Below are 24168 nucleotides of genomic sequence, written 5' to 3'. Positions count from 1 at the left end.
CGGACGTTCCGGGTGGACCGAGCCGGTCAGGGCGTGTACTTGTACCCGACCCGCCGGACCGTCTGGATCGAACGGCGGTACTGCGCACCGAGCTTGCGGCGCAGCCGCGCGACGTGGACGTCGACGGTGCGCCCGTCGCCCACGTGCCCGTACCCCCACACCGTCGTCACCAACTGGTCGCGGGTGTGGACCCGGTGCGGGTGCGCCACCAGATGCGACAGCAGCTCGAACTCCAGGTACGTGAGGTCGAGGGCGACACCGTCGACGGAAGCCGTACGCCGGGTGGCGTCGATCCGGACCGGACCGACGGGCGCCCCCTCGTCTGCCGCCAGGCCGGGCTCCGGGTGCTGGGGGAGCGGCGAGCCGCCCGGCCGGAGCGGGGAGGCCGCGACGGCCCCCGCGAACGCCGGCTGCCGATCGGCCGGCACGAGCACCAGGTAACCGATCATCGGCGGCTGACCGGGAAGGGTGGGCAGGGTGTGCTGCGGGGCGGGCAGCCAGGTGGCCCCGGGCGGGAGGAAGTCCACCATGCCGGCCGGCCCGGCGACCTCGTCACGCTCGACCGCGCGCAGCCGGTGCCGGTTCGGGTGGGCGGGGAGGGAGCGGGCGGTGGGACGGGCCGCAGCGGGTGCCGGGGACGCCGCGGTGGCGGCGGACGCGGCGGAGAAAGTACGGGTGTTCGCCATGAGGGTCAGCTCTTTCGCGCGAGGAGTCGTCAGGGACGGACTTGCGTCGTGCGCGCGGACCGAAGGCCGGGGTGAGCGGCTTTAGTGGGCCTGCGCGTTCCACGCGCGGCAACACACCCGGTCGAAATCATGGTGCTGACGGGAAGGCCAGAACGGTTCGAGGTCGCTGCGACCCGACGCGATGTGCTGGAAGCTGGCCATGTGCTCCATTGAAGCAGACATCGCGGCCGTGCATCAGACTCCTCTCACCCGTCGATACGGACCCTTTGCGTAACGTTCCTCACGCCCGGCCGTCATCGAACACGGGGGAGGGGCCCGCCGGCGAACCGGCGGACCCCTCCTTACGTGACCGGCGTCGGGATCAGACCTGGCCGGCCTTCTCCAGCGCGGTGCAGCAGGTGTCGACGATCAGCCGGGTGACGACGTACGGGTCGACGTTGGCGTTGGGGCGGCGGTCCTCGATATAGCCCTTCTGGTCCTGCTCGACCTGCCACGGGATGCGGACCGAGGCGCCGCGGTCGGAGACGCCGTAGTTGTACTCGTTCCACGGGGCGGTCTCGTGCAGGCCGGTGAGCCGGTCGTCGATGCCCGCGCCGTAGTTCTTCACGTGGTCCATCGGCTTCGAACCCTCGCCCAGCGACTCGCACGCGGTGATGATCGCGTCGTAGCCCTCGCGCATCGCCTTGGTGGAGAAGTTGGTGTGCGCGCCCGCGCCGTTCCAGTCGCCCTTGACCGGCTTCGGGTCCAGGGTGGCGGAGACGTTGAAGTCCTCGGCGGTGCGGTAGAGCAGCCAGCGGGCCACCCACAGCTGGTCGGAGACCTCCAGCGGGGACAGCGGGCCCACCTGGAACTCCCACTGGCCGGGCATGACCTCGGCGTTGATGCCGGAGATGCCGAGCCCCGCCGTCAGACAGTTGTCGAGGTGCTTCTCCACGATGTCACGGCCGAAGATCTCGTCCGCGCCGACACCGCAGTAGTAGCCGCCCTGCGCGGCCGGGAAGCCGCCCTCGGGGAAGCCGAGCGGCCGGTGGCCGTCGAAGAAGGTGTACTCCTGCTCGATGCCGAAGATCGGGGCCTGGCCCGCGAACCGCTCCGCGAGGGGGCGCAGCGCGGCCCGGGTGTTGGACTCGTGCGGCGTCATGTCGATGTCGAAGACCTCGCACAGGACGAGGATGTCCGAGCCGCCGCGGATCGGGTCCGGACAGGTGAAGACGGGCTTCAGCACCCGGTCGGACGCGTGGCCCTCGGCCTGGTTGGTGCTGGAGCCGTCGAATCCCCAGATGGGCAGATCCGCCACGTCCCCCGACGGCGCGCCATCCATGATCTTCGTCTTGGAACGAAGCTTGGCGGTCGGCTCGGTGCCGTCTATCCAGATGTACTCAGCCTTGAACGTCACGGACGCCATCCTTTGCGGGTGCAGCGGTCTATGCGGCGCAGCTTGGCAAGAAGCGATTTCTCGTCCGTTGCCCGGATGTGAACCCCGTGTTACCGAGGTTTCCTGCGTTACGGGGGCCCGCGTCCAGGACCGTCGCCCATGGCCCGGGGGGTAACGGAAAACGCTCAGACACCGCCCTTGAGCAGGGCCGAGAACCCGGCCGCCCGCAGCCGGCGGACCAGCTCCTGGCGGTTCGACCTCAGCGCGGCGGCCGCCCCGCGCAGGGCGCCGGTCAGCTCGGCGCGCCGCTCGGCCCGCTGCTCGAAGCCGAGCGACAGCACGTACGAAGTGAGCCGGGTCAGCGGCATCACGGTCAGATCCCCCCGCGCCGCCGGGGCACCCCGCCGCTGGGACCGCGGCCTGCTGCTCCTGGGTGCGCAGCCGCTCCAGCCGGGTCATCCGGGAGTCCCGCGGCCGGCCCCGGAAACGTAACGGGGCCGGGCCGCCCCGCCCCACCGCATTCGGGCGCCCGGCGACATCCCGCGCGAAGCGCCTGCGCCCCGTGCCCGGGCGGGCCCGTACTCGGGCGGCGGACGCCCGGCCCCCGCACGCCCGGCCCCCGCACGCCCCGCCCCCGCACGCCCCGCCCCCGCACGTCCGGCCCCCGCACGTCCGGCCCCCGCACGGCCGGCCGGCGCACCCGGCACACTGGCCCCATGGACTCACCTGCCGGCACCACGCCCCCTCTCCGCATCGGCCTCCTCGGCACCGGCCCCTGGGCGCGCAACACCCAGGCCCCCGCGCTCGCCGCCCACCCCGGCGTCGAACTGAGCGGGGTGTGGGGCCGCCGGGCCGAGGCGGCCGACGCCCTCGCCGCCGCCCACAGCACTCGCGCGTACACGGGTGAGGAGGGCATCGACGCACTCCTGGAGACGAGCGACGCGGTGGCCTTCGCACTGCCGCCGGACGTGCAGGCCTCGCTCGCGGTCCGCGCCGCCGAGGCGGGCTGCCACCTCCTGATGGACAAGCCCGTGGCCACGACGGTGGAGGGGGCCCGTGCGGTGGCCGGGGCGGCGGAGAAGGCGGGGGTGGCCTCGGTCGTCTTCTGCACGCTCCGGTTCGCGCCCGAGACCTCCGCGTGGATCGCCGAACAGGCCGCGCTGGGCGGCTGGTTCACGGCGCGCGCCCAGTGGCTGGGATCGCTCTACGCGGCAGGTTCGACCAGCGCGTACGCGGACTCCCCGTGGCGGCGCGAGAAGGGCGGCCTGTGGGACGTCGGCCCGCACGCGCTCTCCGTGCTGATCCCGGTCCTGGGTGACGTGGACCACGTCACCGCCGCCCGGGGGCCTGCCGACACCACACACCTGATCCTGCGCCACACCTCCGGCGCGTCCAGCACGGTGACGCTCGGGCTGAGCGCCCCGCCCGGCGCGGCGGGTGTCGAGATCGAGTTCCGGGGCGAGCGGGGCACGGCGTCGGTCCCCGGCTGGGACGGCGCGGAGACCGCGTTCCGGGGCGCGGTGGACGCCCTGGCCGAAGCGGTACGCACGGGGGTGCCGCACGCCTGCGACGCACGCTTCGGCCTCCACCTCACGGAGCTGCTGGTGGCGGCGGAGACACAGGCGCAGGCAGGCTGACCGGCGGGAGCGAGGGCCACGGGCGTGCGGCACCCCGCGGCTGGGCCTCCGGGTTTCGGGTCGGCGGGGCCTCCAGGCTCCAACACCTCCGGGTTCCGGGCTGGCGGGGCCTCCGGGCTCCAACACCTCCGGGTTCCGGGCCGACGGGACCTCCGGGCTCCAACACCTCCGGGGCCTCCAGCGCCCCTGGGCGTACGGCGCCCCGCGGCCCCCCGCCACACCGGCTCACCCCGGTGGCAGGGCCCGGCACAGGGCCTCCAACGCCTCCGGGTAGGCGGATTCGGCGGGTGTCGCGTACCCGACGACGAGCCCGCCCCGGGGGCCCTCCGCCCGCTCCGCCTGCCCCGCCCCCGGGTGCAGGTAGTCGCCCAGGCCTTCCACCGCCAGCCCCTGCCAGGCCGCCGCCCGGACCGCCGAACGCTCGGTGCCGGGAGGCAGTTCCAGCAGCGCGTGCAGGCCGGCGGCGATCCCGGTGACCCGGATGTGCGGGGCCCGCCGCTCCAGGGCCGCCACCAGCTGGTCCCGGCGGCGGCGGTGGCGCTGCCGCATCCGGCGGACCTGCCGGTCGTACGCGCCCGACTCGACGAAGTCCGCGAGCGTCAGCTGCTCGGTGGCGCTGGAGAACTGTTCCCGCTCGCCCTTCGCCGCGACGACGGGGCCGACGAGCCGCTGGGGCAGCACCAGCCACCCGATCCGGAGGGTGGGGGACAGACTCTTGCTCACCGACCCGACCAGCACCACATGCTCGGGATCGAGCCCTTGGACAGCACCCACGGGCTGCCGGTCGTAGCGGAACTCCCCGTCGTAGTCGTCCTCCACGACGAGTCCGCCGGTGGCCCGGGCCCAGTCGACGACGGCCGCCCGCCGCGCGGGGTGCAGAGGCCCGCCGGTGGGGAACTGGTGGGCGGGCGTGAGGAGCACGGCACCGTCGTGGCGGGTGAGCCCGTCGACCCGGGCGCCGTCCGCGTCCACGCCGAGCGGCCGGGTGCCGACCCCGTGGGAGGCGAGCAGCGCACGGTGGAAGGGCAGGCCGTACTCCTCCGCCGCCCACGGACCGCCCACCACCTCCGCCAGCAGCCGCAGCCCGTGCGCGGCCCCCGAGCACAGCACGATCCGCTCCGGCGCGGCCCGCACCCCCCGCACCCGGGCCAGATAGCCGGCGAGGGCCCGCCGCAACTCGGGCCGCCCGTGCGGATCGCCGGGCCCGAACGCGTCGTCGGGGGCGGCGGCGAGCGCACGCCGCGCCGAGGCCAGCCAGGCGGTGCGCGGGAAGACCGAGGGGTCCGGCTGCCCCTGGACCAGGTCATGGACCGGGCGGGCGGCGCGCTCGGGGGTGCGCGGCCGGTGCACAGGGGTGACCGGGACGGCCCGCTCGGCGACCCGCGTCCCCGAGCCCTGCCGGGCGGCCAGCCACCCCTCCGCGACCAGCTCGGCGTACGCGTCGGCGACGGTGTTCCGGGCGAGGCCGAGATCGGCGGCGAGGGAACGGTAGGGCGGCAGCCGGGTGCCGGGGGCGAGCCGCCCACTGCGCACGGCCTCGCGCAGCGCCGCCATCAGCAGGGCCCGGCGGTTCCCCGTGCCGGAGAGCTCCAGAGGCAGATCGCTGCCCAGGATCTCCGCCGAATTGACCCATGAACTCATCACAGAAGTGCACCCCACACCCAGTCGCCTGTCGCCCTAGATTCGTACCCATGACGACGACGGAGATCAAGACGAACGACCGCAGGACCGCCCCCGCCGCCACCGTCCGGAGCAACACGACCACCCCCCGGCTGGACTTCGCGAAGACCGCCCCGAAGGTCTTCCGGGCCGTGATCGGCCTGGACGCGGCGGCCCGCGCGGGCCTGGACCCGACGCTGGTCGAACTGGTCCAGATCCGCGCCTCGCACCTGAACCGCTGCGCGTACTGCCTGCACATGCACACCACGGACGCGCGGAAGGCGGGCGAGAGCGAGGAGCGCCTGCACATGGTCGCGGTGTGGCACGAGGCGGACCACTTCTTCACCGAGCGGGAACAGGCCGCCCTGGCCCTGACGGACGCGGTCACCCGGATCGGGGACGCCGGCGTGCCGGGCGAGGTCTACGACCGGGCGGCGGCCCACTTCGACGAGGAGGAGCTGGCCCATCTGCTGGCCCTGATCCTCACAATCAACACCTGGAACCGCATAGCCCTGTTCACCGCCAAGCGCGCGGGCACGGACGAACGCTGAGCCTGTACGACACCAGGCGCGGGCTCACGTCAACCGGGGCCGGAGCTCCAGCCAGGCCCGCACCTCGGCCCGCAGCTCCGGGAGTCAGACACCGCGCCCCAACGCGTCCCGCACCGCTTCCTCGCTCCGCGCCACCACGGCCGTACCGTCATCGGCGGTGATGATCGGCCGCTGGATCAGCTTCGGGTGCTCGGACAGGGCGGCGATCCACCGCTCCCGCGAACCGGCCTCCCGCGGCCAGTCCTTCAGCCCGAGCTCCTTCGCCGCCGCCTCCTGCGTCCGCGTGATGTCCCACGGCTCCAGACCGAGCCGGTCCAGCACGGCCCGGATCTCCTCGGGCGAGGGCACGTCCTCCAGGTAGCGGCGGACGGTGTATTCGGCCCCCTCCGCATCGAGCAGGGTGAGCGCGCCGCGGCACTTCGAACAGGCCGGATTGATCCAGATCTCCATGGGGCCAAGGTTACGCGAGGGACTGCCGAAATAGGCTCTGGCCAGGGGCGATTGTCAGTGGGGGGCAGTAAAATGGAGGGAGTTCGTGAGGGTTCCACCACGCTGCCAGGAGGATGCCGAATGGCTGTTGCCACAGTCACGACCGAGCCGCTCGACCGACAGCTCCCGATGCCCTTCCACCCGCCGCTTCCCACCCCGCCGACGAAGAAGCGACTGCCCGCGGGCCGCCCCCGCGAGTGGTACGTCTCCCACAACCGCCGCCTCAAGGCCATGCGCCTGGCCATCGCCCTGCTCGACAGCGGGGTCTACCAGCCCTCCAGCGCGGGCAACCACCGGATACGGATCACCGCCGAGCGCCTCGGCATCCACCCGCCGTCCGACACCACCTGCCGCATGGTGCGCGCCCTGATCCGCTACGGCCGCTGACCACACCGCACCGCCGATCGCCCGGTGCCCCCGGCCTGCTCGTCCGGCCGGGGGCACAGGCCTGCCCCCCACCACCAACCGGCCCCGGTAAGCTCCCGAACCCATGAAGCTACTCATCTCGGTCGACATGGAAGGCGTCTCGGGAATCGTCCATTCCAGCGAGACGAACCCCGAGCGCTACGACTACCAGCGCGGCCGGGAGCTGATGACGGCCGACGCGAACGCGGTCGTCGCGGGCGTCCTGGACGCCGACCCCACGGCCGAGGTGCTGGTCGCCGACGCGCACGGCACCTTCCGCAACCTCCTGCCGGAGCAACTCGACCGCAGGGCCCGGCTGGTACGGGGCAAGCCGCGCGCGCTGAACATGCTCGCCGGGCTCGACGAGGCGACCGACGCCGCGCTCTTCGTCGGCTACCACGTCCGCGCGGGCGAGGGGCCGGGCGTGCTGGCGCACACGATGAACGGCGAGATCCTCGACGTACGGGTGGCGGGCCGCTCCCTGGGCGAGATCGGGCTCAACGCCGCCATGGCCGGCCACTTCGGCGTACCGGTCGTCCTGCTCAGCGGCGACGACGCGGCCTGCGCCGAGATGAACGCCCTGGTCCCCGGGACGGTCACCGTCGCGGTCAAGGAGGCCCTGGGCATGGCGGCGGCCGTGACGCTGCACCCGGACGAGGCCCGGGACCGGCTGCGCCGGGCGGCGGCGGACGCGGTGACCCGCCGCGCGGCCATCGAGCCCCTGACGCTCGCCCCCGCCCCGCTGGACGTGGAGGTCGACCTCGCGAGCCCGCACACCATCGATCTGGCGACCCTCGTACCGGGCGTCTCACGCGCCGGGGGCGCCCGTACGGTCACCTTCACATCCCCCGACTACGCGACGGCGTACCGGCTGATCCTGCTCCTCGCGCAACTGGCCACGATCAAGCCCGCCTGACCGGCCGGAGCCGCTCGAAAACGCGTCGAACACCGCCCCGGTTCCCTCTACTGTGACCGGGTGACAACCCAGGTGATCGTGCTGAACGGCGGCTCCAGCTCCGGCAAGTCCGGCATCGTCCGCTGCCTCCAGGCGGAACTGCCGGCCCCGTGGCTCGCCGCCGCGGTCGACGCTTTCGTCGATGCGCTGCCCGCGTCCCTGCGCACCTCGGACGCGGGTTTCGAGTTCGCCGAGGACGGCGGCGTGGCGGTCGGCCCGGAGTTCCGCAGGCTGGAGGCGGCCTGGCGCGAGGGCGTCGCCGCGATGGTCCGCGCGGGCGCCAAGGTCATCGTCGACGACGTGTTCCTCGGCGGCCCGGCGTCCCGGGAACCGTGGCGGAAGGCGCTGACGGGCCTGGACGTCCTCTGGGTGGGCGTCCGCTGCGAGGGCGCGGTCGCGGAGGCCCGCGAGATCGCCCGGGGGGACCGCCCGAGAGGCATGGCGGCAGCACAGGCGGAGACGGTCCACCGGGGCGTGGCGTACGACCTGGAGGTCGACACGACCCACACGGAGTCCCTGACCTGCGCGAGAACCATCGCCGCCCACCTCACGTAACGGCACCACACCACCGCACCACACCACCGCACCACCACATCACCGCAACCCGGCCCCCGCACGGGCCGCCGAGACAGTGGAGAACTATGACCGACCTGTGGACCGGCGAGAGAATACGCCTGCGCGGCGTCGAACCGCAGGACTGGGAGGGCTTCCGGGCCCTGGCCCTGCACACCGTGGACGCCCGCAACGCCGACGTGGTCCAGCCGCCCCGCTCGGACGAGAGCTTCCGCGCCTGGGCCGCCGAGCGCGCCGGCCGCACCCCGAACCCGGCCGCGTACCACCTGGTCATCGAGACCCGCTTCGAGCACGCCTTCGTCGGCGCGGTGTCGGTCGGCGAGACGGACGCCCGGGCGGGCCGCTTCCGTACGGGCATCGAGGTCACCCGGGAACACCGCCGCCAGGGCTACGCGGCCGAGGCCTCCGAGCTGGTCCTCACCTACATGTTCGCCGAACAGCGCAGCCACAAGTGCGAGGTGGAGGTCTACGCCTTCAACGACGCCTCCCTGGCCCTCTACCGCAGACTCGGCTTCGTGGAGGAGGGCCGCCTGCGCCAGCACGAGTTCTTCGCCGGCGCCTACCACGACGTGGTCCTGCTGGGCATCACGGCCGACGAGTACTGGGCGGGACGGGCGCGGCCCTCGCTGCGGTGAGGGCGGGCCCGCACCGGCTCCCCGTACGTCAGAGTGATCCAGTGCTCCGCTCCGCGCTGTCGACCAGTACCGGAAGGGCCCTCTCCAGACTGCCGTAATCGTCGGCGAACGGGAGGCGCAGATGGTGGCGGAAGCCGTCGACCGCGGAGAAGGCGGGGCCGGGCACGATGAGGACGCCCGCCCGGCGGGCGAGCTGGGCGGTGGCCTCCGCGTCCGCGCCCGGGATCTCCACCCAGAGGGCGGAGCCGCCCACGGGGCGTTCCCACCGCCAGCGCGGGGCATGGGCGAGGAGGAGGCGTTCGGTCTCCGCGAGACGGTCGCGCAGGCGGGAGCGGCGCTGGGCGCGGGCCTCGGGCAGCTGCTGGAGCAGCCGCACGGCGAGCATCTGGTCCACCACCGGGCAGGAGAGGTCGACGGACTTCTTGATGTCGGCCAGGCGGTGGACGACGGTGGCGGAGGCGCGGATCCAGCCCACCCGCAGGCCGCCCCAGAACAGTTTGGACAGGGTGCCGATCGTCGCCGTGGCGGCGGCCGGCAGCTTGGGGGCGAGGGAGACGGGCGCGCCGTCGTGACGCAGCGCCAATTCGGCGTACGCGTTGTCCTCCACGGTGTAGACCCCCTGTTCCGTCAGTGCGGCCGCCCAGCGCAGCCGGGCGTGCTCGTCCATGCCCCGGCCCGTGGGGTTGTGCACGGACGGCTGCAGGTAGGCCAGCCGCGGCCGGACACGACCGGCCAGCCGGGCCAGCGCCGCCGGGCCGTCGCCGTGGGGTGACGCGGCCGGGAGCGGGACGAGGCGGGCGCCCCGGGACCGCAGCGCCTCCAGCGCCCCCCGGTACGTCGGGTCCTCGACGGCCACCGTGTCCCCGGGCTCGACCAGCCCCTGGGTGATCAGCCAGATGGCCTGCTGGGACCCGGCGGTGACCAGGATCTGTTCCGGGGAGGTGGGCAGCCCGGCGGAGCGGTGGTATCCGGCGAGCGCCTCCCGCAGCTCCGGCAGCCCGAACGGAACGTAGCCGTCACCGGCCAGCGCGGGGCCGAGGTCGTGGGCGGACAGGGCGCCGACCGCCGTCGCGACCGCGGGCAGGCCGTCCAGCGCGCCGCTGGACAGGTCGATGCCGCTGTCCCTGGTCCCGAAACTGGCCAGGCGCCCCTCCGTCGCCGGCTCGCCCACCGCCCCCGAGGCCCGCAGCCGCGACCCGCTGCCGTGCCGGCTCTCCAGCCGGCCCTCGGCCTCCAGCAGCCCGTACGCGGCCGTCACCGTACTGCGGCTGACACCGATCGCCGCCGCGAGGGCCCGCTGCGAGGGAAGCACCGTTCCCGGGGGGACGTCCCCACGCTGCGCCAGTTCCCGCAGGGCGTCGGCCAGCAGTCGCGGCATCGCTCCCGTCCCCCCTTGGGACCAACCGGTGAGCAGACGCGACAGGCGGGTGGGAGGGATCCGGTCCATGCACCCATCATCCCGCTTCGCAGGCCACTTGGCCTCAAGTGGTGTGTGCCGCCCCGGGGTGCCGCGCGCAGGATCGAGAGACCGTTCGTTCGAAGGAGAAAGAACATGGCGACCGTCGTGCTGGTCGGAACTCTGGACACCAAGGGGACGGAGTACGCGTGGCTCGCGACGCGGCTGCGCGCGTCCGGGTGCGATGTCGTGACCGTCGATGCCGGGGTGATGCCGCTGCCGGCCGGAGCCCCCGTGGGGGACATCGACGCCGCCGCCGTCGCCCGACGCGCCGGGCACGACGTGGAGGCGCTGCGGGCCGCCGGGGACCGCGGCGCGGCGGTCTCGGCCATGGCCGAGGGCGTCGAGCTGGTCGTCGGCGATCTGCACCGGGAGGGCCGGCTGCACGCGGTGCTGGCGGTGGCCGGCAGCGGTGGCTCGTTCATCGCCGCGCGGGCCATGCGGGCGCTGCCCGTCGGCGTGCCGAAGCTGCTGGTGTCCACCATGGCGGGCGGGGACGTGTCCGCGTACGTGGGGAGCAGCGACATCACCATGATGTACAGCGTGGTCGACGTGGCGGGCATCAACTCCGTGTCCTCGCTGATCCTGGGGAACGCGGTGGCCGCCGCCGCCGGTATGGCAGCCCATCACGAGCGGAGCCTGGTACGTCCGCGCGCCGAGGGCCGCAGGCTGATCGGCGCCAGCATGTTCGGCGTCACCACACCGGCCGTCGACGCCGCCCGCCGCCGACTGGACGAACTCGGTTACGAGGTCCTGGTCTTCCACGCCACAGGCGCGGGCGGGCAGGCCCTGGAGAAGCTCGCCGCGGGCGGGTTCCTGGCCGGGGTCCTGGATCTCACCACCACCGAGCTCGCGGACGAACTGGTCGGCGGGGTGCTGAGCGCCGGGCCCGACCGGCTCACCGCGGCGGGCCGGTCGGGCATCCCCCAGGTGGTGGCCCCGGGGGCGCTGGACATGGTCAACTTCGGGGCCCGGGAGACGGTCCCGGAGCGCTTCGCCGAACGCCACCTGCTCGTGCACAACCCGACGGTCACCCTGATGCGGACCACCGCCGACGAGATGGCGCTGCTCGGCACCTCCCTCGGGTACAAGCTGGCCGCCGCGGAGGGGCCCGCCGCGGTCTTCTGGCCGCTGGGCGGCGTCTCCGCCGTGGACGAGCCCGGAGGGCCCTTCCACGACCCCGCGGCCGACGAGGCCGCTCTGACCTCCCTGCGGTCGGCTCTGCGGGGCAGTGACGTCGAGCTCCACGAGATCGACGCGCATCTGAACGACCCGGCCTTCGCCATCGCCGCCGCCGACCGCCTCCACCAGCTGATCACCGCCCGTGACCATCGGACCGCGGACGCCTGAGACGGCTCCGGGCGCCTCGGGGCCACGGCCCTTCCCGCCCTCCCTACCCTCCCCGCCCTCCACACGGGACACCGAAACCCCACCGAACAGGAGCACCCTCGTGGACCGCAACCAAGCTCTGAACCGTCTGATCGCCCAGGTCAGCGCCGGAAAGCCCGTCATCGGAGCAGGCGCCGGCACCGGCCTGACCGCCAAGTGCGCGGAGGCCGGCGGTGTGGACCTGCTGATCATCTACAACTCGGGCCGCTACCGGATGGCCGGCCGCGGCTCCCTGGCGGGCCTCCTGCCCTACGGCGACGCCAACGCCATCGTGCTGGAGATGGCCGGGGAGGTGCTTCCCGTCGTGCGGGAGGTGCCGGTACTCGCCGGGGTGTGCGGCACCGACCCCTTCCGGATCATGGGCAACTTCCTCGACCAGTTGAAGGCCGTCGGCTTCACCGGCGTACAGAACTTCCCGACGGTCGGGCTGTACGACGGCACGTTCCGGGAGAACCTGGAGGAGACGGGCATGGGCTTCGGCCTGGAGATCGACATGATCCGTGAGGCCCATGAACGGGAACTGCTGACCGCCCCCTACGTCTTCGACCCCGACCAGGCCGCCGCCATGGCCGCGGCCGGCGCGGATGTCCTCGTACCCCACGTAGGACTCACCACCAAGGGCGCCATCGGGGCCGCCACCGCCCTCACGCTCGACCAGGCCGCCACGGCCGTGCAGGACATGCACGACGCCGCCAAGCGCGTCAACCCGGACATCATCGTGCTCTGCCACGGCGGGCCCATCGCCGAACCCGACGACGCCCGCTACGTTCTGGAACACACGTCGGGCATCGCCGGGTTCTTCGGCGCCTCCTCCATGGAACGCCTCCCCACCGAGCGCGCCGTCACCGAACAGGCACGCGCCTTCAAGTCACTTTCGATCGGCTGAGCGCCATGCCGAAGGGCCGCCACCTCCCGGAAGGAGATGGCGGCCCTCGGCGTCCCGGGCGCGGGTGAGTCCGGCCCGTGGTGTTCCTAGAGGTCGAAGTACAGCTCGAACTCGTGCGGGTGCGGGCGCAGCTGGATCGGGGCGATCTCGTGGGTGCGCTTGTAGTCGATCCACGTCTCGATCAGGTCCGACGTGAAGACGCCGCCCGCCTGGAGGTACTCGTTGTCCGCCTCCAGGGCTTCGAGCACGGCCGGGAGGGACGTCGGGACCTGCTGGACGTTGGCGTGCTCCTCGGGAGCCAGCTCGTAGAGGTCCTTGTCGATCGGCTCGGCCGGCTCGATCTTGTTCTTCACGCCGTCCAGGCCCGCCATCAGCAGGGCAGAGAACGCGAGGTACGGGTTCGAGGACGGGTCCGGGGCGCGGAACTCGACGCGCTTGGCCTTCGGGTTCGAGCCGGTGATCGGGATGCGCATCGCGGCGGAGCGGTTGCGCTGCGAGTACACCATGTTGACCGGGGCCTCGAAGCCGGGGACCAGGCGGTGGTAGGAGTTCACCGTCGGGTTGGTGAAGGCCAGCAGCGACGGGGCGTGCTTCAGGATGCCGCCGATGTAGTAGCGGGCCATGTCCGAGAGGCCGGCGTAACCCTGCTCGTCGTAGAAGAGCGGAACGCCGCCCTGCCACAGCGACTGGTGCACGTGCATGCCCGAGCCGTTGTCGCCGAAGATCGGCTTCGGCATGAAGGTCGCGGTCTTGCCGTTGCGCCAGGCGACGTTCTTCACGATGTACTTGAAGAGCATCAGGTCGTCCGCCGCGGCGAGCAGCGTGTTGAACTTGTAGTTGATCTCGGCCTGGCCGGCCGTGCCGACCTCGTGGTGCTGGCGCTCGACCTGGAGGCCGTTCTTGTCCAGCTCCAGGGAGATCTCGGCACGCAGGTCGGCGAAGTGGTCGACCGGCGGGGTCGGGAAGTAGCCGCCCTTGTAACGGACCTTGTAGCCGCGGTTGTTCTCCTCCGACCCGGTGTTCCAGGCGCCGGCCTCGGAGTCGATGTGGTAGAAGCTCTCGTTCGCCGACGTCTGGAAGCGGACGTTGTCGAAGACGTAGAACTCGGCCTCCGGGCCGAAGTACGCGGTGTCCGCGAAGCCGGTCGAGGCGAGGTACGACTCGGCCTTCTTGGCGATGTTGCGCGGGTCACGGCTGTACTGCTCGCCCGTGATCGGGTCGTGGATGAAGAAGTTGATGTTGACGGTCTTGTCACGGCGGAAGGGGTCCACCCGAGCCGTCGACAGGTCCGCGCGCAGCGCCATGTCCGACTCGTGGATGGCCTGGAAGCCGCGGATCGACGAACCGTCGAAGGCCAGTTCCTCGGCCGGGTCGAAGGTCGCTGCCGGGATCGTGAAGTGCTGCATCACCCCGGGCAGGTCGCAGAACCGGACATCGATGAACTTGACGTCGTTGTCCGCTACGTACTTCTGCACTTCGTCGGCGTTCTGGAACATCCAACTCCTCCTACTCCCGGCCCGGGAGGGACGGGGTTATAGCTCGTGGTGCGGCCAGTGCGGTGGCGCACGCTGGACCCGACCATAGGCAGGCGTGATTTCTCAAGCGTGACCCATTTGTTTCGCCCAAGTTAACCGGGGCGGTGGTGGGAGGCATCTCCGCGACTGTTTCCGGTGCCCCGCCCGGCCAGGGGTAAACACGGGCGCAGTACCGTGGACGGGTGGACAACAGGCAAGCAATCGGATCGTGGCTCTCGGGGCCCCGCGCGGCCGCCGAGGAGATGGGCGCCGACTTCGGCTACCGCGGGAAGGGACTCGGGCTGCCCGAGGAGGGGCCCGGCTCGGTCGCTCCGCTCGGACGGCGCTTCGGGGCCCTCTTCATCGACTGGTCGCTCTGCATGGTGATCGCATACGGGCTGCTCGCTCGCGGTGACCAGCAGGCGGCGGGGAACTGGGCGCTCGGGGTCTTCCTCGTGATGAGCCTGCTGACCGTCGGCACCATCGGCTGCACGCCCGGGAAGCGTCTCCTGGGCGTACGGGTGGTCGCTGAGGACGGCGGGCGGCTCGGGTTCGTACGGGTCGTCGTGCGGACCGTCCTGCTCCTGCTCGTCATCCCCGCGCTGGTCTGGGACCGCGACGGGCGCGGACTGCACGACCGGCTGGCGCGTGCCGTGCAGGTCCGGATGTGACCTCCCCGGTAGGGGCATGGGGAACCACTGGATGTGACACCCCCGGGACGGGCGTGAGGAACCGGATGTGACACCCCTGGCAGCACGGGTATGAGAAACGGGGCGGCCCCGGGACCGTTCACCGGTCCGGGGCCGCCCCGTTTCACGTCTGTCGCCGTGGTCAGCGCATCTTCCCGCCGCGCGGCATCCGCATGCCCTTGGGCATCGGGCCCTTCGGCAGCGGCATGTTGCTCATCAGGTCGCCCATCGCGCGCAGCCGGTCGTTGGTGGAGGTCACCTGCGGGCCGGTCAGGACGCGGGGAAGCTTCAGCATCTTGGTGCGGACCTTCTTCAGCGGCACCTGGCCCTCGCCGTTGCCGACGATGATGTCGTGCACCGGCACGTCCACCACGATGCGGGCCATCTTCTTCTTCTCGGACGCCAGCAGGCTCTTCACCCGGTTCGGGTTGCCCTCGGCCACCAGGACGATGCCGGCCTTGCCGACCGCCCGGTGGACGACGTCCTGGCTGCGGTTCATCGCCACCGCGGGGGTGGTGGTCCAGCCGCGTCCGATCCGGTCCAGGACGGCGGCCGCCGCTCCGGGCTGGCCCTCCATCTGTCCGAAGGCCGCCCGCTCGGCGCGACGGCCGAAGATGATCGCCATCGCGAGGATGGCCAGGACGAAGCCCAGGATGCCCAGATAGACCGGGTGCCCGATCGCGAAGCCGATGCCGAGGAGGACACCGAACGTGACGATTCCGACACCCGCGACGACAAGACCGATCTTGCTGTCGGTCCGCCTGGTCATCTTGTAGGTCAGGGCGATCTGCTTGAGCCGCCCTGCGTTCTCGGCGCTGTCCGCGCCTTCAGTTTTTGCCTTCCTCGCCATGTACTGAAGTTTACGTGGCGTGGGAGCGACCTAGGAACGCTGGTCGGCCACGGCTTCCAGCACGTGCTGGGCCTCCACCCGGTCCTTGGCGCGGCGGCGGTCCTCCAGGACGGCCGTCCAGGCGTTGCGGCGGGCGGTGCGCTGGCCGCTGCTCAGCAGCAGCGACTCGACGGCCCGCAGGGCGGTGGTGACGGACGGAAGGGCGTGGGCGCGGACCGGTGCGGCCTGCATCGTGGTGTTCCCCCTCGGAACGGATGCGCCTCGGGGGCGCGGATGGGTGTGGGAAGCGGTGACGGCGGCGGCCGCTGGAGCCGCTGCCGTATGTGTACCCAGGGTCACTGCTCGGTGTTACCAGTGCATGACCGGGTGGTCAAACACCAATGAAGCCTTGATTCCGGCGCCGCGCACGCCGAAGCGGTCCGTACGCGTCCCCGACCTGCGGGGAGCGTCCGGACCGCTTCGACGGTGCGGTTACTGCTCGGTAGTCGCTCGTGAGCGGATTCACACGGCCGGTGCGGCCTGAGTGCTTCCGGCGGCGGCGACGCCGCGCGCCTCCATCGCCTGCTGGAAGAGACGTCCCGCGCGGTACGAGGACCGCACCAGCGGGCCCGACATCACGCCGGAGTAGCCGATCGCGTCGGCCTCGTCCTTCAGCTCGACGAACTCGTGCGGCTTCACCCAGCGCTCGACCGGGTGGTGCCGTACCGAGGGGCGCAGGTACTGCGTAATCGTGATGAGCTCGCAACCTGCGTCGTACAGGTCCTGGAGCGCCTCGCTGACTTCCTCGCGGGTCTCGCCCATGCCGAGGATCAGGTTCGACTTGGTGATCAGACCGGCCTCGCGGGCCCGGGTGATGACCTCCAGGGAACGCTCGTAGCGGAAGCCGGGGCGGATCCGCTTGAAGATCCGCGGCACCGTCTCCACGTTGTGCGCGAGCACCTCGGGGCGCGAGGAGAAGACCTCGGCGAGCTGCTCGGGCTCGGCGTTGAAGTCGGGGATCAGCAGCTCGACCTTGGTCGCCCCCGCCTCCCGCTCCGCGGTGAGCGTGTGGATCTGGCGGACGGTCTCGGCGTACAGCCAGGCGCCGCCGTCCTCCAGGTCGTCGCGGGCGACGCCGGTGATGGTGGCGTAGTTCAGGTCCATCGTGACGACCGACTCGCCGACGCGGCGGGGCTCGTCACGGTCCAGCGCCTGCGGCTTGCCCGTGTCGATCTGGCAGAAGTCGCAGCGCCGGGTGCACTGGTCGCCGCCGATGAGGAAGGTGGCCTCGCGGTCCTCCCAGCACTCGAAGATGTTGGGACAGCCCGCCTCCTGGCAGACCGTGTGCAGCCCTTCGCCCTTCACCAGCTGCTGCAGCTGCTTGTACTCGGGGCCCATCTTCGCCCGCGTTTTGATCCACTCGGGCTTGCGCTCGATGGGGGTCTGGCTGTTCCGGACCTCCAGGCGCAGCATCTTGCGCCCGTCGGGTGCGACAGCGGACACTCCGGCTCCCCTTTGCTCTCTGCTGCGTTGGATTCGCGTCGGGTTCGCGTGGGATGCGCGAGCGATGCGCGAGGGAATCGCTTGGGATTCTTTGGCGAACACCAGGGTACGCCCGTACATCGAACGGCCTTACGCCTGCCCAACCTGCGGCCGACGGGGCCTATTCCCCGGCCGGTGGCGGCGGTCGGGGCTACTGGTCGGTAAGGTCGGTGGGGCCGGCATGGCCTGTGGGCCCTTAGGCGGGGGCCGCAGCTGGGGACGCGGCTGGGGCCGGAGCCGGGGCCGGAGCTGGGGACGCGGCTTTCGGCTGCTCGACCGCGCGCGGCGCGAGCTCCGCGTTCTCCAGGATGTCCCGCAGGTGCTTCTCGGCGACCGGCAGCACCTCCTCGATGGTGATCTCCCGGCCCAGCTCGTTGGAGAGGGACGTGACGCCCGCGTCGCGGATGCCGCACGGCACGATCCGGTCGAACCAGGTGTTGTCCGGGTTCACGTTGAGCGCGAAGCCGTGCATCGTGACGCCCTTGGCGACCCGGATCCCGATCGCGGCCAGCTTGCGGTCCTCGCGGCGCTGGCCGGCGTTGGACGGGGCGTACTCGGGGCCGTTCAGCCGCGGGTCGAACTCCTCGTCCTGGAGCCTCGGGTCGAAGTCCAGCGAGAGGCCGCCCAGCGCCTGGCGCTGCTCGACCGGGTCACCGAGCACCCAGACGCCGCTGCGGCCCTCGACCCGGGAGGTCTCCACGCCGAAGTCGGCGGCCGTGCGGATCAGCGCGTCCTCCAGCCGACGGACGTGCGCGACGACGTCGACCGGGCGCGGCAGCTTCTGGATCGGATAGCCGACGAGCTGCCCGGGGCCGTGCCAGGTGATCTTCCCGCCGCGGTCCACGTCGATGACCGGAGTGCCGTCCAGCGGACGCTCGCTCTCCGCCGTGCGACGCCCCGCGGTGTAGACGGGCGGGTGCTCCAGGAGCAGACAGGTGTCCGGCACCCGGTCCTCGAACCGGTCCGCGTGCACCTCGCGCTGCTTCTGCCAAGCCTCCGTGTACTCGACGGCCTGTTCGCCGAAGCCCAGACGGACGAACCGCAGTTCGCTCACCGATGCCTCCCTACGTGGGTCCCGGGTGCCCGGAGGGGTGTCCCCGGGGTGACGGAACCCTGCACTGATCGCGCCCGCATCCACTGTACGACCGACGCCCGGACGGCCCCCCGGCAGGTGCGGGGCCGGTGCGGGGTCCGGTCCCGGGCCCGTCCGCCGCCCGGGGCCGGACCGTCCACGGGCCGGACGTTTCCGTCAGCTCCGCCCGGAATCCTCACACGATCGGATGAACGTGGAGCAAAGGGCGGCTGTGACCGCTCCGGTGGCCGCTAAATTCACGCCGTTCCCATGAGGGCTGCCCGTCCGGCCCCGAAGGCAGGAGACCGTACAGCTGATGTCGGAACGACCCCCGCAGCGCACGCCCAACCGCAGACTCGCCTCACTCATCGCGGAAGCCGGCTTCTCGCACGCCGGCCTGGCCCGCCGGGTCGATCAGCTCGGCCTCGAACACGGCCTCGACCTGCGGTACGACAAAACCTCGGTCACTCGCTGGCTGCGGGGGCAGCAGCCGCGCGGCACCACGCCCGCGCTGATCGCCGAGGTGTTCACCCGACGGCTCGGGCGGCGGCTCTCCGCCCAGGACCTCGGGCTCGACGCCTGCGCGCCCGTCTACGCGGGGCTGGAGTTCGCGGCCACCCCCGCCGAGGCGGTCGACATCGTCAGCGGTCTCTGGCGCAAGGACTCCGGCACCCACGTCGAGCTGCGCAAGATCGCCTTCACCCCGGCCGGACTCGTCGTCCCCAGCCGTGACTGGCTGATCGGCCGGGCCGACGAATGGGTGGCCCGGGACGGCGCCGCCGCCCGCCGGGCCGGGGGAGAGGCCGCGGCCCCCTCGCCCGGCCGCCCGGACGGGGCGCCGCGCACCGAGGCCAGGGGACTCCCGCGCCCGGCCACCGGACCGGGCCGGCCCACGCCCCCGGGCCCGTCCGCCACTCACCAGCCCGCCACGCACCCGTCCGCCACTCACCAGCCCGCTACGCACCCCTCCGCCCCGCATCCGCCCGCCACCCACCGGTCCCTCACGCACCCGCCCGCCGCCGGGGCGTCGCCCGGGGCCGCGGCGCTGCCCATGGTCCCGCGCCAGCGCCAGACCGACCGCGGCCCCGGACAGCGGGTCGGCGGCGGGGACGTCGCCGCGCTGCGTTCGGTCGGCGAGCTGTTCCGCACCCTCGACCACGCCTACGGCGGCGGCCACGCCCGGCAGGCCCTCGTGCGGTACCTGGAGCACGAGGCCGAGCCGATGCTCCGGGGCACGTACGGCGAGGCCACCGGACGGCGCCTGTTCGCCGCGGTGGCCGACCTGACCCGGCTGGCCGGCTGGACCTCGTACGACATCGCCGCCCACGGCCTGGCCCAGCGGTACTTCGTCCAGGCGCTGCGGCTCGCCCAGGCCGCCGGGGATCGCGGATACGGCGCCTACGTCCTGATCACGATGAGCCGCCAGGCGGTCTACCTCGGGCACGGCAGGGAGGCCGTCCAGCTCGCCCGCGTGGCCCAGCAGGGCGTCGGCTCGGCCGCCCCGCTCCTCGTCCAGGCGCTGCTGCACGCGGTCGAGGCGCGCGGGCACGCCGTGCTCGGCGAGGCGCGCTCCTGCACCGCCGCCCTGACCCGGGCCGAGCACGCCCTGGAGACCGCGCGCCCCGGCGACGAGGTGCCGCACTGGGCCCGGACCTTCGACGAGGCGCAGCTCGCCGACGAGCTGGGCCACTGCCACCGCGACCTCCAGCAGTGGCGGGCCGCCGCCCAGCACGCCGAGCGGTCGCTCCAGCTGCGCGCACCGGCGTACGCCCGGAGCAGGCTGTTCTGCCGGGTGGTCCTCGCCTCGGCCCGGCTGGGCCTGGGCGAGCTGGACCAGGCCTGCCTGCTGGGCGCGGAGGCGGCCCAGCAGGCGGCCGAGATGCGCTCGGTGCGCGCCGCCGAGTACGTACGCGCCTTCGAGCGCAGCCTGGAGCCCTACCGGGACGCGGTCGCCGTACGCGGCTACCGCGACCGGGTCGCCGCCCTCGGCTGACCCGCCGGGTGCGTGGCCGGGGCGCGGCCGGGTGCGTCACGCGGCATCCGGCAGGCGCGGGCTCCCCTCGCGCGTGCCCGGGACCGCCAGGTCGGTCAGGATCGCCTCGGCCGCCCGCCGCCCCGAGTGCAGCGCGCCCTGGACCGTGCTCGTGTCGCGGTGGTCGCCGCACACGTACAGCCCGGCCAGCACCCGCACCGGTCGGCGCGGATCGTGCGGGGCCTCCATCGCGGGTACCGCCTCCGGGTCGTGATGGGCCGCCAGCAGCTCCCAGCCGTCCGTCGGCACCCCGTACAGCGCCGCCAGGTGCGTCCGCACCGAGCGGTCCAGGTCCGGCGGCGGGGTCCCGAGCACCGTGGAGGTGATCAGCGTCCGGCCCTCCGGCGCCCGCGACGGATCGACCTCGCTCATCACCGCGGTGTACGCCACCGGGCCCGACCGGTCGCCGTCCAGCACCAGCGACCTGCCCGTGGGCGGCGGGGCGGGCGCGGTGTGGTGAAGGACCGTCACCGGGTGGAAGGACGGCACCCGCAGACCGGGCAGCAGCTCGGCCGCGGCCCCCGCGCCGGTCGCCAGCAGCAGGGAGCGGCACCCCAGTTCACCGTGCTCCTTGGTGCGTACGGAGGTGATGTCGGCGGCCGTGACGTGCACCCCGGTCCGGACCGTGCCCGGCGGCAGCGCGGCCGCCAGCAGCTCCGGCAGCTCGGACGACCCGCCCGCCGGTACGCACAGGCCGCCGCGTGCGTAGTCCCGCAGGGCGAGATCGGCGCGCCGGCTCGACGTGGTGAGGGCGGGGTCGCTGAGCAGGGCCGTGAGCAGGGGGCGCAGGACGCCGTCCACCGTACGGGCGGGCAGGCCGACGCCGGGCAGGGCGTCCCCGGCGGTCCGCTCCGGGCGGGCCAGGAGCCGGGCCTGCGGGGTGGCCGCCAGCCGGGACAGCGCCGCGCCCAGCCGGGCCCGGTCGATCGCACCGGTCACCACGGCGCCCCGGCCGCCCCCGCGCGCCGGGGCGCCGTGCTCGTGCCCGTACGCGCTCTGCGCCGCCCAGGGCGTACGGGAAGCCCGGGCGGCTCGGGGGGCTCGGGCGGCTCGTGGGGCGCTCGAACGGGTGCGCACTGCCTTGAGTGCGCCCCTCGCGCTCCGTATGTCGCCGGTGAGCTGGCGGCGGCCCTCGCTGTGGACCAGGACGCCCGGCGCGAACTCCCGCAGCTCCGGAGCGCTGAGCCCCGGGGTGCCGGTCAGCTCGGGCCAGGACGTGCAGAGGAGCGGGCCGAGCCGGTCGAGCCGGAACCCGTCCGTCTCGTCGGTGGTGAGCCGGCCGCCCACCCGGGGCTCGGCCTCCAGGACACTGACGCCGAGCCCCGCCCGGACGAGCAGGTGGGCCGCTGACAGGCCGGCGATTCCGGCCCCGATGATGATCACGTCTGCGTGGTGTGCCGTGCTGCGCACGTGCCCCTCCCCGAGTCGGTGCGACTGGTGGGGGGCTCTTGCCCCCGACAGGCCCCCGGAATGCCGGAGTTCGCAACGAAGCTAGGATGATGGCTGATACTCGGTCAGACGCGCGTGCCGGGGAGCACGGGGGCACGGGGTCGCACACGCGCCCCGGTGAGACCGGTCGGCCACGTGAGAAACGGAAAGCGCGCCGGTCGGCCACATGAGAAACGGTGAGTGCGGCCGGTGGCCTCGTGGGAAACCGCTACCGCGACCGGAGGCCCCCGCGAGGATCCGCTACCGCGGCCGGTCGGCCCCGCGAGAACGGCGTATGACCGCCGCGAGGGACCGGTGGACGCGCGGCCGGATCAGCGCAGCGCGGCGCGGATCGCCGCGTCGATGCCGGGGAAGGCGAACGAGAAGCCGGAGTCCAGCAGCTTCGCCGGGATCACTCGCTGGCTGCCCAGCACGTCCTCCGCGAACTCACCGAGCGCGAGCCGCAACGCGGGCGCCGGCACGGGGAACAGCGTCGGGCGGCGCAGCACCCGCCCCATCGCGGCGGTCACCTCGGCGTTGGTGACGGGCTTCGGTCCGGTCAGGTTCACCGGGCCGGTCAGCGTCTCGGTGTCCAGGATGTGGCGCAGCGCCGCGACATGGTCGTGCAGCGCGATGAAGCTCCAGTACTGGCGGCCGTTGCCCAGCTTCCCGCCCAGCCCCGCCTTGAACAGCGGGAACAGCCGCCCCCAGGCCCCGCCCTCGCGGCCGACGACCAGCCCGGTCCGCGCGTGCACCGTGCGGACGCCCGCTTCCTCGGCGGCGGCGGTGGCCGCCTCCCACTCCTCGCAGACCGAGGGCAGGAACCCGTCCCCGGGCGGCGCGCCCTCGTCCACCGGGCGGTCCCCGGTGTCGCCGTAGAAGCCGATGGCGGACCCGGCGAGCAGCACGCGGGGCGGGGTGTCCAGCGAGGCGACGGCCTCGGCGACGGCGGCGGTCCCCAGGACCCGGCTGTCCCGGATCTCCCGCTTGTAGGCGTCGGTCCAGCGGTGGTCGCCCACCCCGGCCCCGGCCAGGTGCACGACGGCGTCGCAGCCGACGAGGCCGGCCACGTCCACGTAACCGCGCTGGGGGTCCCACTCGACCTCGTCGCCGGTTCTGGCGGCGCGGCGCACCAGGCGGGCCACCTCGTGCCCGTCGGCGCGCAGCGAGCGCACCAGCGCGGCCCCGATGAGTCCGGACGATCCGCTGACGGCGATACGGGAGCTCGGCATGGGCCCATCCTGCCCCATGAAACGCCTCGAACACCGGGGGCACCGCGTGACAAAGTGACCCCATGGCCGCACTCACCCTCCGCCCCGTCCGCACCGCCGCGCCCGCCGACGACGACCAGCTCGCCGAGCTCGACCGGTCCACCTGGTCGACGCTGCACGCGGTCCTGCCGCGGCCGACGCCCCCGTACGACCCCTTCTTCGGGGAGCGGAACCCGCCGGAGGACTTCCTCGTGGTGGAGGCGGACGCGGAGACGGAGGGCGACGGACCCCGCATCGCCGGGTACATACGCCTCGTCCCGCCCACCCCGCTCGCCGCCAACGCCCATGTCCGCCAGATACGGGGCCTCGCCGTGGCGACCTGGGCGCGCGGGGCCGGCGTGGGGCGGACCCTCCTGCGGGCCTCGTTCGCCGAGGCCCGCCGCCAGGGCGCCAACCGGATCACGCTGCGGGTGCTCGCGCACAACGACCCCGCCCGCGCCCTGTACGCCTCCGAGGGCTTCGCCGTCGAAGGGGTGCTGCCCGGGGAGTTCTTCCTGAACGGGCGTTACGTCGACGACGTCTGCATGGGACGCTCGCTCGGCCCCGCCTGAGCACCGGGCGGCCGGACGGGAGCTACCGGGGCCCGAAGCGGTCCCACAGCTCGGGGAAGCGGGCGGCCAGCGCCTCCTCGTCCTCGAAGTCGACCGGGGAGCCCAGCGGCTCCGCGGCCTGCGGCGGCAGCCCCAGGTCCGGCGCGACCACACCGGTGAGCTGCTCGTACGCCTCGTCGGCCGCGTAGCCCAGCTCCTCGCCGTCCCCGTCGATCTGCTCGTCGAACTCCTCCAGCGACTCCGCCAGGCCGTCCGGATCGTGCAGCGCCCCCTCGAAGACCTCCCGGCCCTGGCCGATCAGCCAGCAGCGGAAGTAGTCGAACGCGTCGTCGCTCGCCCCGCCCAGCAGCACGGCGGCCGCGCCCCACAGATCCCAGTGGTAGGCGCGGTTGTAGCGGGCCTCGAAGTGCCGGGCGAAGTCCAGCACGGAATCGGGATCGAGCTGCACCAGCCGTTCCACCAGCAGGTCGGCGTGGTCCTCGGGGTCGCCCTCGGCGGCCTCGCGGGTGCTGTCGATGATCTCCCAGAATTCCGTTTCGTCCAT

The 24168-nt window shown here is 73.2% G+C and carries 25 protein-coding genes; 11 read left to right on the top strand and 14 right to left on the bottom strand.

Annotation, left to right across the window (positions count from 1 at the left end):
- Positions 1–26: 26 nt before the first annotated feature.
- From D581_RS0115515 to D581_RS1000000142100, 3 genes are all read right to left on the bottom strand, one after another.
- A complete protein-coding gene (locus D581_RS0115515; protein ID WP_018958136.1) occupies positions 27–686 on the bottom strand; it encodes a winged helix-turn-helix domain-containing protein in 660 nt (219 codons plus the stop codon).
- Between the two features lie 361 nt (positions 687–1047).
- On the bottom strand, positions 1048–2082 hold the full coding sequence (gene glnII / locus D581_RS0115505; protein ID WP_018958134.1) for a glutamine synthetase: 1035 nt from the start codon (positions 2080–2082) through the stop codon (positions 1048–1050).
- 164 nt (positions 2083–2246) lie between these two features.
- A complete protein-coding gene (locus D581_RS1000000142100) occupies positions 2247–2432 on the bottom strand; it encodes a hypothetical protein (protein ID WP_486585835.1) in 186 nt (61 codons plus the stop codon).
- A 345-nt stretch (positions 2433–2777) separates the two neighbouring features.
- Here D581_RS1000000142100 and D581_RS0115495 point away from each other — a divergent pair, with 345 nt between their 5' ends.
- Positions 2778–3698, top strand: a complete 921-nt coding sequence (locus D581_RS0115495) for a Gfo/Idh/MocA family protein (protein ID WP_018958132.1) — start codon at positions 2778–2780, stop codon at positions 3696–3698.
- A 225-nt stretch (positions 3699–3923) separates the two neighbouring features.
- Here the strand turns inward: D581_RS0115495 and pdxR are convergent, their stop codons facing one another.
- Positions 3924–5339: a MocR-like pyridoxine biosynthesis transcription factor PdxR gene (gene pdxR / locus D581_RS0115490; RefSeq protein WP_018958131.1), complete on the bottom strand. Its 1416-nt coding sequence runs from the start codon at positions 5337–5339 to the stop codon at positions 3924–3926.
- Positions 5340–5389: 50 nt separating this feature from the next.
- On the opposite strand from pdxR, the gene D581_RS0115485 reads away from it, so the two are divergent.
- Positions 5390–5908, top strand: a complete 519-nt coding sequence (locus D581_RS0115485; RefSeq protein ID WP_018958130.1) for a carboxymuconolactone decarboxylase family protein — start codon at positions 5390–5392, stop codon at positions 5906–5908.
- Between the two features lie 84 nt (positions 5909–5992).
- Here D581_RS0115485 and D581_RS0115480 read toward each other — a convergent pair whose 3' ends face one another.
- Positions 5993–6358 (bottom strand): arsenate reductase family protein, encoded by a 366-nt coding sequence (locus D581_RS0115480; RefSeq protein WP_018958129.1) that lies wholly within the window; start codon positions 6356–6358, stop codon positions 5993–5995.
- 120 nt (positions 6359–6478) lie between these two features.
- Between D581_RS0115480 and D581_RS0115475 the strand changes: the two genes are divergently transcribed.
- The 4 genes from D581_RS0115475 (at position 6479) to D581_RS0115460 (ending at position 8965) form a co-directional block, all read left to right on the top strand.
- A complete protein-coding gene (locus tag D581_RS0115475; protein ID WP_007450191.1) occupies positions 6479–6784 on the top strand; it encodes a hypothetical protein in 306 nt (101 codons plus the stop codon).
- Positions 6785–6887: 103 nt separating this feature from the next.
- Positions 6888–7718: a M55 family metallopeptidase gene (locus D581_RS0115470; RefSeq protein ID WP_018958128.1), complete on the top strand. Its 831-nt coding sequence runs from the start codon at positions 6888–6890 to the stop codon at positions 7716–7718.
- A 60-nt stretch (positions 7719–7778) separates the two neighbouring features.
- Positions 7779–8312, top strand: coding sequence for a chloramphenicol phosphotransferase CPT (gene cpt, locus D581_RS0115465; RefSeq protein WP_026290541.1), 534 nt, complete (start codon positions 7779–7781; stop codon positions 8310–8312).
- 86 nt (positions 8313–8398) lie between these two features.
- The gene (locus tag D581_RS0115460; RefSeq protein ID WP_018958126.1) at positions 8399–8965 is read left to right on the top strand and encodes a GNAT family N-acetyltransferase; all 567 of its coding nucleotides are present in this window, start codon (positions 8399–8401) and stop codon (positions 8963–8965) included.
- Positions 8966–8993: 28 nt separating this feature from the next.
- Here D581_RS0115460 and D581_RS0115455 read toward each other — a convergent pair whose 3' ends face one another.
- Positions 8994–10412, bottom strand: a complete 1419-nt coding sequence (locus D581_RS0115455; protein ID WP_026290540.1) for an aminotransferase-like domain-containing protein — start codon at positions 10410–10412, stop codon at positions 8994–8996.
- 105 nt (positions 10413–10517) lie between these two features.
- Between D581_RS0115455 and D581_RS0115450 the strand changes: the two genes are divergently transcribed.
- The gene (locus tag D581_RS0115450) at positions 10518–11771 is read left to right on the top strand and encodes a Tm-1-like ATP-binding domain-containing protein (RefSeq protein WP_018958124.1); all 1254 of its coding nucleotides are present in this window, start codon (positions 10518–10520) and stop codon (positions 11769–11771) included.
- 100 nt (positions 11772–11871) lie between these two features.
- Complete coding sequence (locus tag D581_RS0115445; protein ID WP_018958123.1) at positions 11872–12696, top strand: phosphoenolpyruvate hydrolase family protein; 825 nt, start codon at positions 11872–11874, stop codon at positions 12694–12696.
- An 86-nt stretch (positions 12697–12782) separates the two neighbouring features.
- On the opposite strand, the gene glnA is transcribed toward D581_RS0115445, so the two are convergent.
- Positions 12783–14192, bottom strand: coding sequence for a type I glutamate--ammonia ligase (gene glnA / locus D581_RS0115440; RefSeq protein WP_018958122.1), 1410 nt, complete (start codon positions 14190–14192; stop codon positions 12783–12785).
- A gap of 281 nt (positions 14193–14473) precedes the next feature.
- Here glnA and D581_RS0115435 point away from each other — a divergent pair, with 281 nt between their 5' ends.
- A complete protein-coding gene (locus tag D581_RS0115435) occupies positions 14474–14881 on the top strand; it encodes an RDD family protein (RefSeq protein ID WP_018958121.1) in 408 nt (135 codons plus the stop codon).
- Positions 14882–15041: 160 nt separating this feature from the next.
- On the opposite strand, the gene D581_RS0115430 is transcribed toward D581_RS0115435, so the two are convergent.
- The 4 genes from D581_RS0115430 to lipB all read right to left on the bottom strand — a co-directional run bounded on the left by D581_RS0115430 (position 15042) and on the right by lipB (position 18324).
- Complete coding sequence (locus D581_RS0115430) at positions 15042–15749, bottom strand: DUF4191 domain-containing protein (protein WP_018958120.1); 708 nt, start codon at positions 15747–15749, stop codon at positions 15042–15044.
- 30 nt (positions 15750–15779) lie between these two features.
- A complete protein-coding gene (locus tag D581_RS0115425; protein ID WP_018958119.1) occupies positions 15780–15980 on the bottom strand; it encodes an SCO2195 family GlnR-regulated protein in 201 nt (66 codons plus the stop codon).
- Positions 15981–16250: 270 nt separating this feature from the next.
- Entirely contained in the window at positions 16251–17231 is a 981-nt protein-coding gene (lipA, locus tag D581_RS0115420; protein WP_018958118.1) for a lipoyl synthase, read from the bottom strand.
- A gap of 235 nt (positions 17232–17466) precedes the next feature.
- Entirely contained in the window at positions 17467–18324 is an 858-nt protein-coding gene (gene lipB, locus D581_RS0115415; RefSeq protein WP_018958117.1) for a lipoyl(octanoyl) transferase LipB, read from the bottom strand.
- Between the two features lie 334 nt (positions 18325–18658).
- Here lipB and D581_RS0115410 point away from each other — a divergent pair, with 334 nt between their 5' ends.
- Positions 18659–20335 carry an NsdA family TPR-like regulatory protein gene (locus D581_RS0115410; RefSeq protein WP_018958116.1) on the top strand — a complete coding sequence of 559 codons (1677 nt, stop codon included), beginning with the start codon at positions 18659–18661 and terminating at the stop codon, positions 20333–20335.
- Between the two features lie 36 nt (positions 20336–20371).
- Here the strand turns inward: D581_RS0115410 and D581_RS0115405 are convergent, their stop codons facing one another.
- Positions 20372–21784: an FAD-dependent oxidoreductase gene (locus tag D581_RS0115405; protein ID WP_018958115.1), complete on the bottom strand. Its 1413-nt coding sequence runs from the start codon at positions 21782–21784 to the stop codon at positions 20372–20374.
- Positions 21785–22134: 350 nt separating this feature from the next.
- Complete coding sequence (locus D581_RS0115400; RefSeq protein WP_018958114.1) at positions 22135–23034, bottom strand: TIGR01777 family oxidoreductase; 900 nt, start codon at positions 23032–23034, stop codon at positions 22135–22137.
- Between the two features lie 62 nt (positions 23035–23096).
- Here D581_RS0115400 and D581_RS0115395 point away from each other — a divergent pair, with 62 nt between their 5' ends.
- Complete coding sequence (locus tag D581_RS0115395) at positions 23097–23624, top strand: GNAT family N-acetyltransferase (RefSeq protein WP_018958113.1); 528 nt, start codon at positions 23097–23099, stop codon at positions 23622–23624.
- Positions 23625–23646: 22 nt separating this feature from the next.
- Here the strand turns inward: D581_RS0115395 and D581_RS0115390 are convergent, their stop codons facing one another.
- A complete protein-coding gene (locus D581_RS0115390) occupies positions 23647–24168 on the bottom strand; it encodes a DUF4240 domain-containing protein (protein ID WP_018958112.1) in 522 nt (173 codons plus the stop codon).

Source organism: Streptomyces sp. CNB091 (assembly GCF_000377965.1).
This window is presented reverse-complemented; position numbering and strand designations above follow the sequence as displayed.

Bases quoted from the DNA above. Each gene is read 5' to 3' on its own strand.
- D581_RS0115515 (WP_018958136.1), bottom strand. From the start codon at position 686: ATGGCGAACACCCGTACTTTCTCCGCCGCGTCCGCCGCCACCGCGGCG.
- D581_RS0115495 (WP_018958132.1), top strand. From the start codon at position 2,778: ATGGACTCACCTGCCGGCACCACGCCCCCTCTCCGCATCGGCCTCCTC.
- pdxR (WP_018958131.1), bottom strand. From the start codon at position 5,339: ATGAGTTCATGGGTCAATTCGGCGGAGATCCTGGGCAGCGATCTGCCT.
- D581_RS0115485 (WP_018958130.1), top strand. From the start codon at position 5,390: ATGACGACGACGGAGATCAAGACGAACGACCGCAGGACCGCCCCCGCC.
- D581_RS0115480 (WP_018958129.1), bottom strand. From the start codon at position 6,358: ATGGAGATCTGGATCAATCCGGCCTGTTCGAAGTGCCGCGGCGCGCTC.
- D581_RS0115475 (WP_007450191.1), top strand. From the start codon at position 6,479: ATGGCTGTTGCCACAGTCACGACCGAGCCGCTCGACCGACAGCTCCCG.
- D581_RS0115470 (WP_018958128.1), top strand. From the start codon at position 6,888: ATGAAGCTACTCATCTCGGTCGACATGGAAGGCGTCTCGGGAATCGTC.
- D581_RS0115460 (WP_018958126.1), top strand. From the start codon at position 8,399: ATGACCGACCTGTGGACCGGCGAGAGAATACGCCTGCGCGGCGTCGAA.
- D581_RS0115455 (WP_026290540.1), bottom strand. From the start codon at position 10,412: ATGGACCGGATCCCTCCCACCCGCCTGTCGCGTCTGCTCACCGGTTGG.
- D581_RS0115450 (WP_018958124.1), top strand. From the start codon at position 10,518: ATGGCGACCGTCGTGCTGGTCGGAACTCTGGACACCAAGGGGACGGAG.
- glnA (WP_018958122.1), bottom strand. From the start codon at position 14,192: ATGTTCCAGAACGCCGACGAAGTGCAGAAGTACGTAGCGGACAACGAC.
- D581_RS0115435 (WP_018958121.1), top strand. From the start codon at position 14,474: ATGGGCGCCGACTTCGGCTACCGCGGGAAGGGACTCGGGCTGCCCGAG.
- D581_RS0115430 (WP_018958120.1), bottom strand. From the start codon at position 15,749: ATGGCGAGGAAGGCAAAAACTGAAGGCGCGGACAGCGCCGAGAACGCA.
- D581_RS0115425 (WP_018958119.1), bottom strand. From the start codon at position 15,980: ATGCAGGCCGCACCGGTCCGCGCCCACGCCCTTCCGTCCGTCACCACC.
- D581_RS0115410 (WP_018958116.1), top strand. From the start codon at position 18,659: ATGTCGGAACGACCCCCGCAGCGCACGCCCAACCGCAGACTCGCCTCA.
- D581_RS0115400 (WP_018958114.1), bottom strand. From the start codon at position 23,034: ATGCCGAGCTCCCGTATCGCCGTCAGCGGATCGTCCGGACTCATCGGG.
- D581_RS0115395 (WP_018958113.1), top strand. From the start codon at position 23,097: ATGGCCGCACTCACCCTCCGCCCCGTCCGCACCGCCGCGCCCGCCGAC.
- D581_RS0115390 (WP_018958112.1), bottom strand. From the start codon at position 24,168: ATGGACGAAACGGAATTCTGGGAGATCATCGACAGCACCCGCGAGGCC.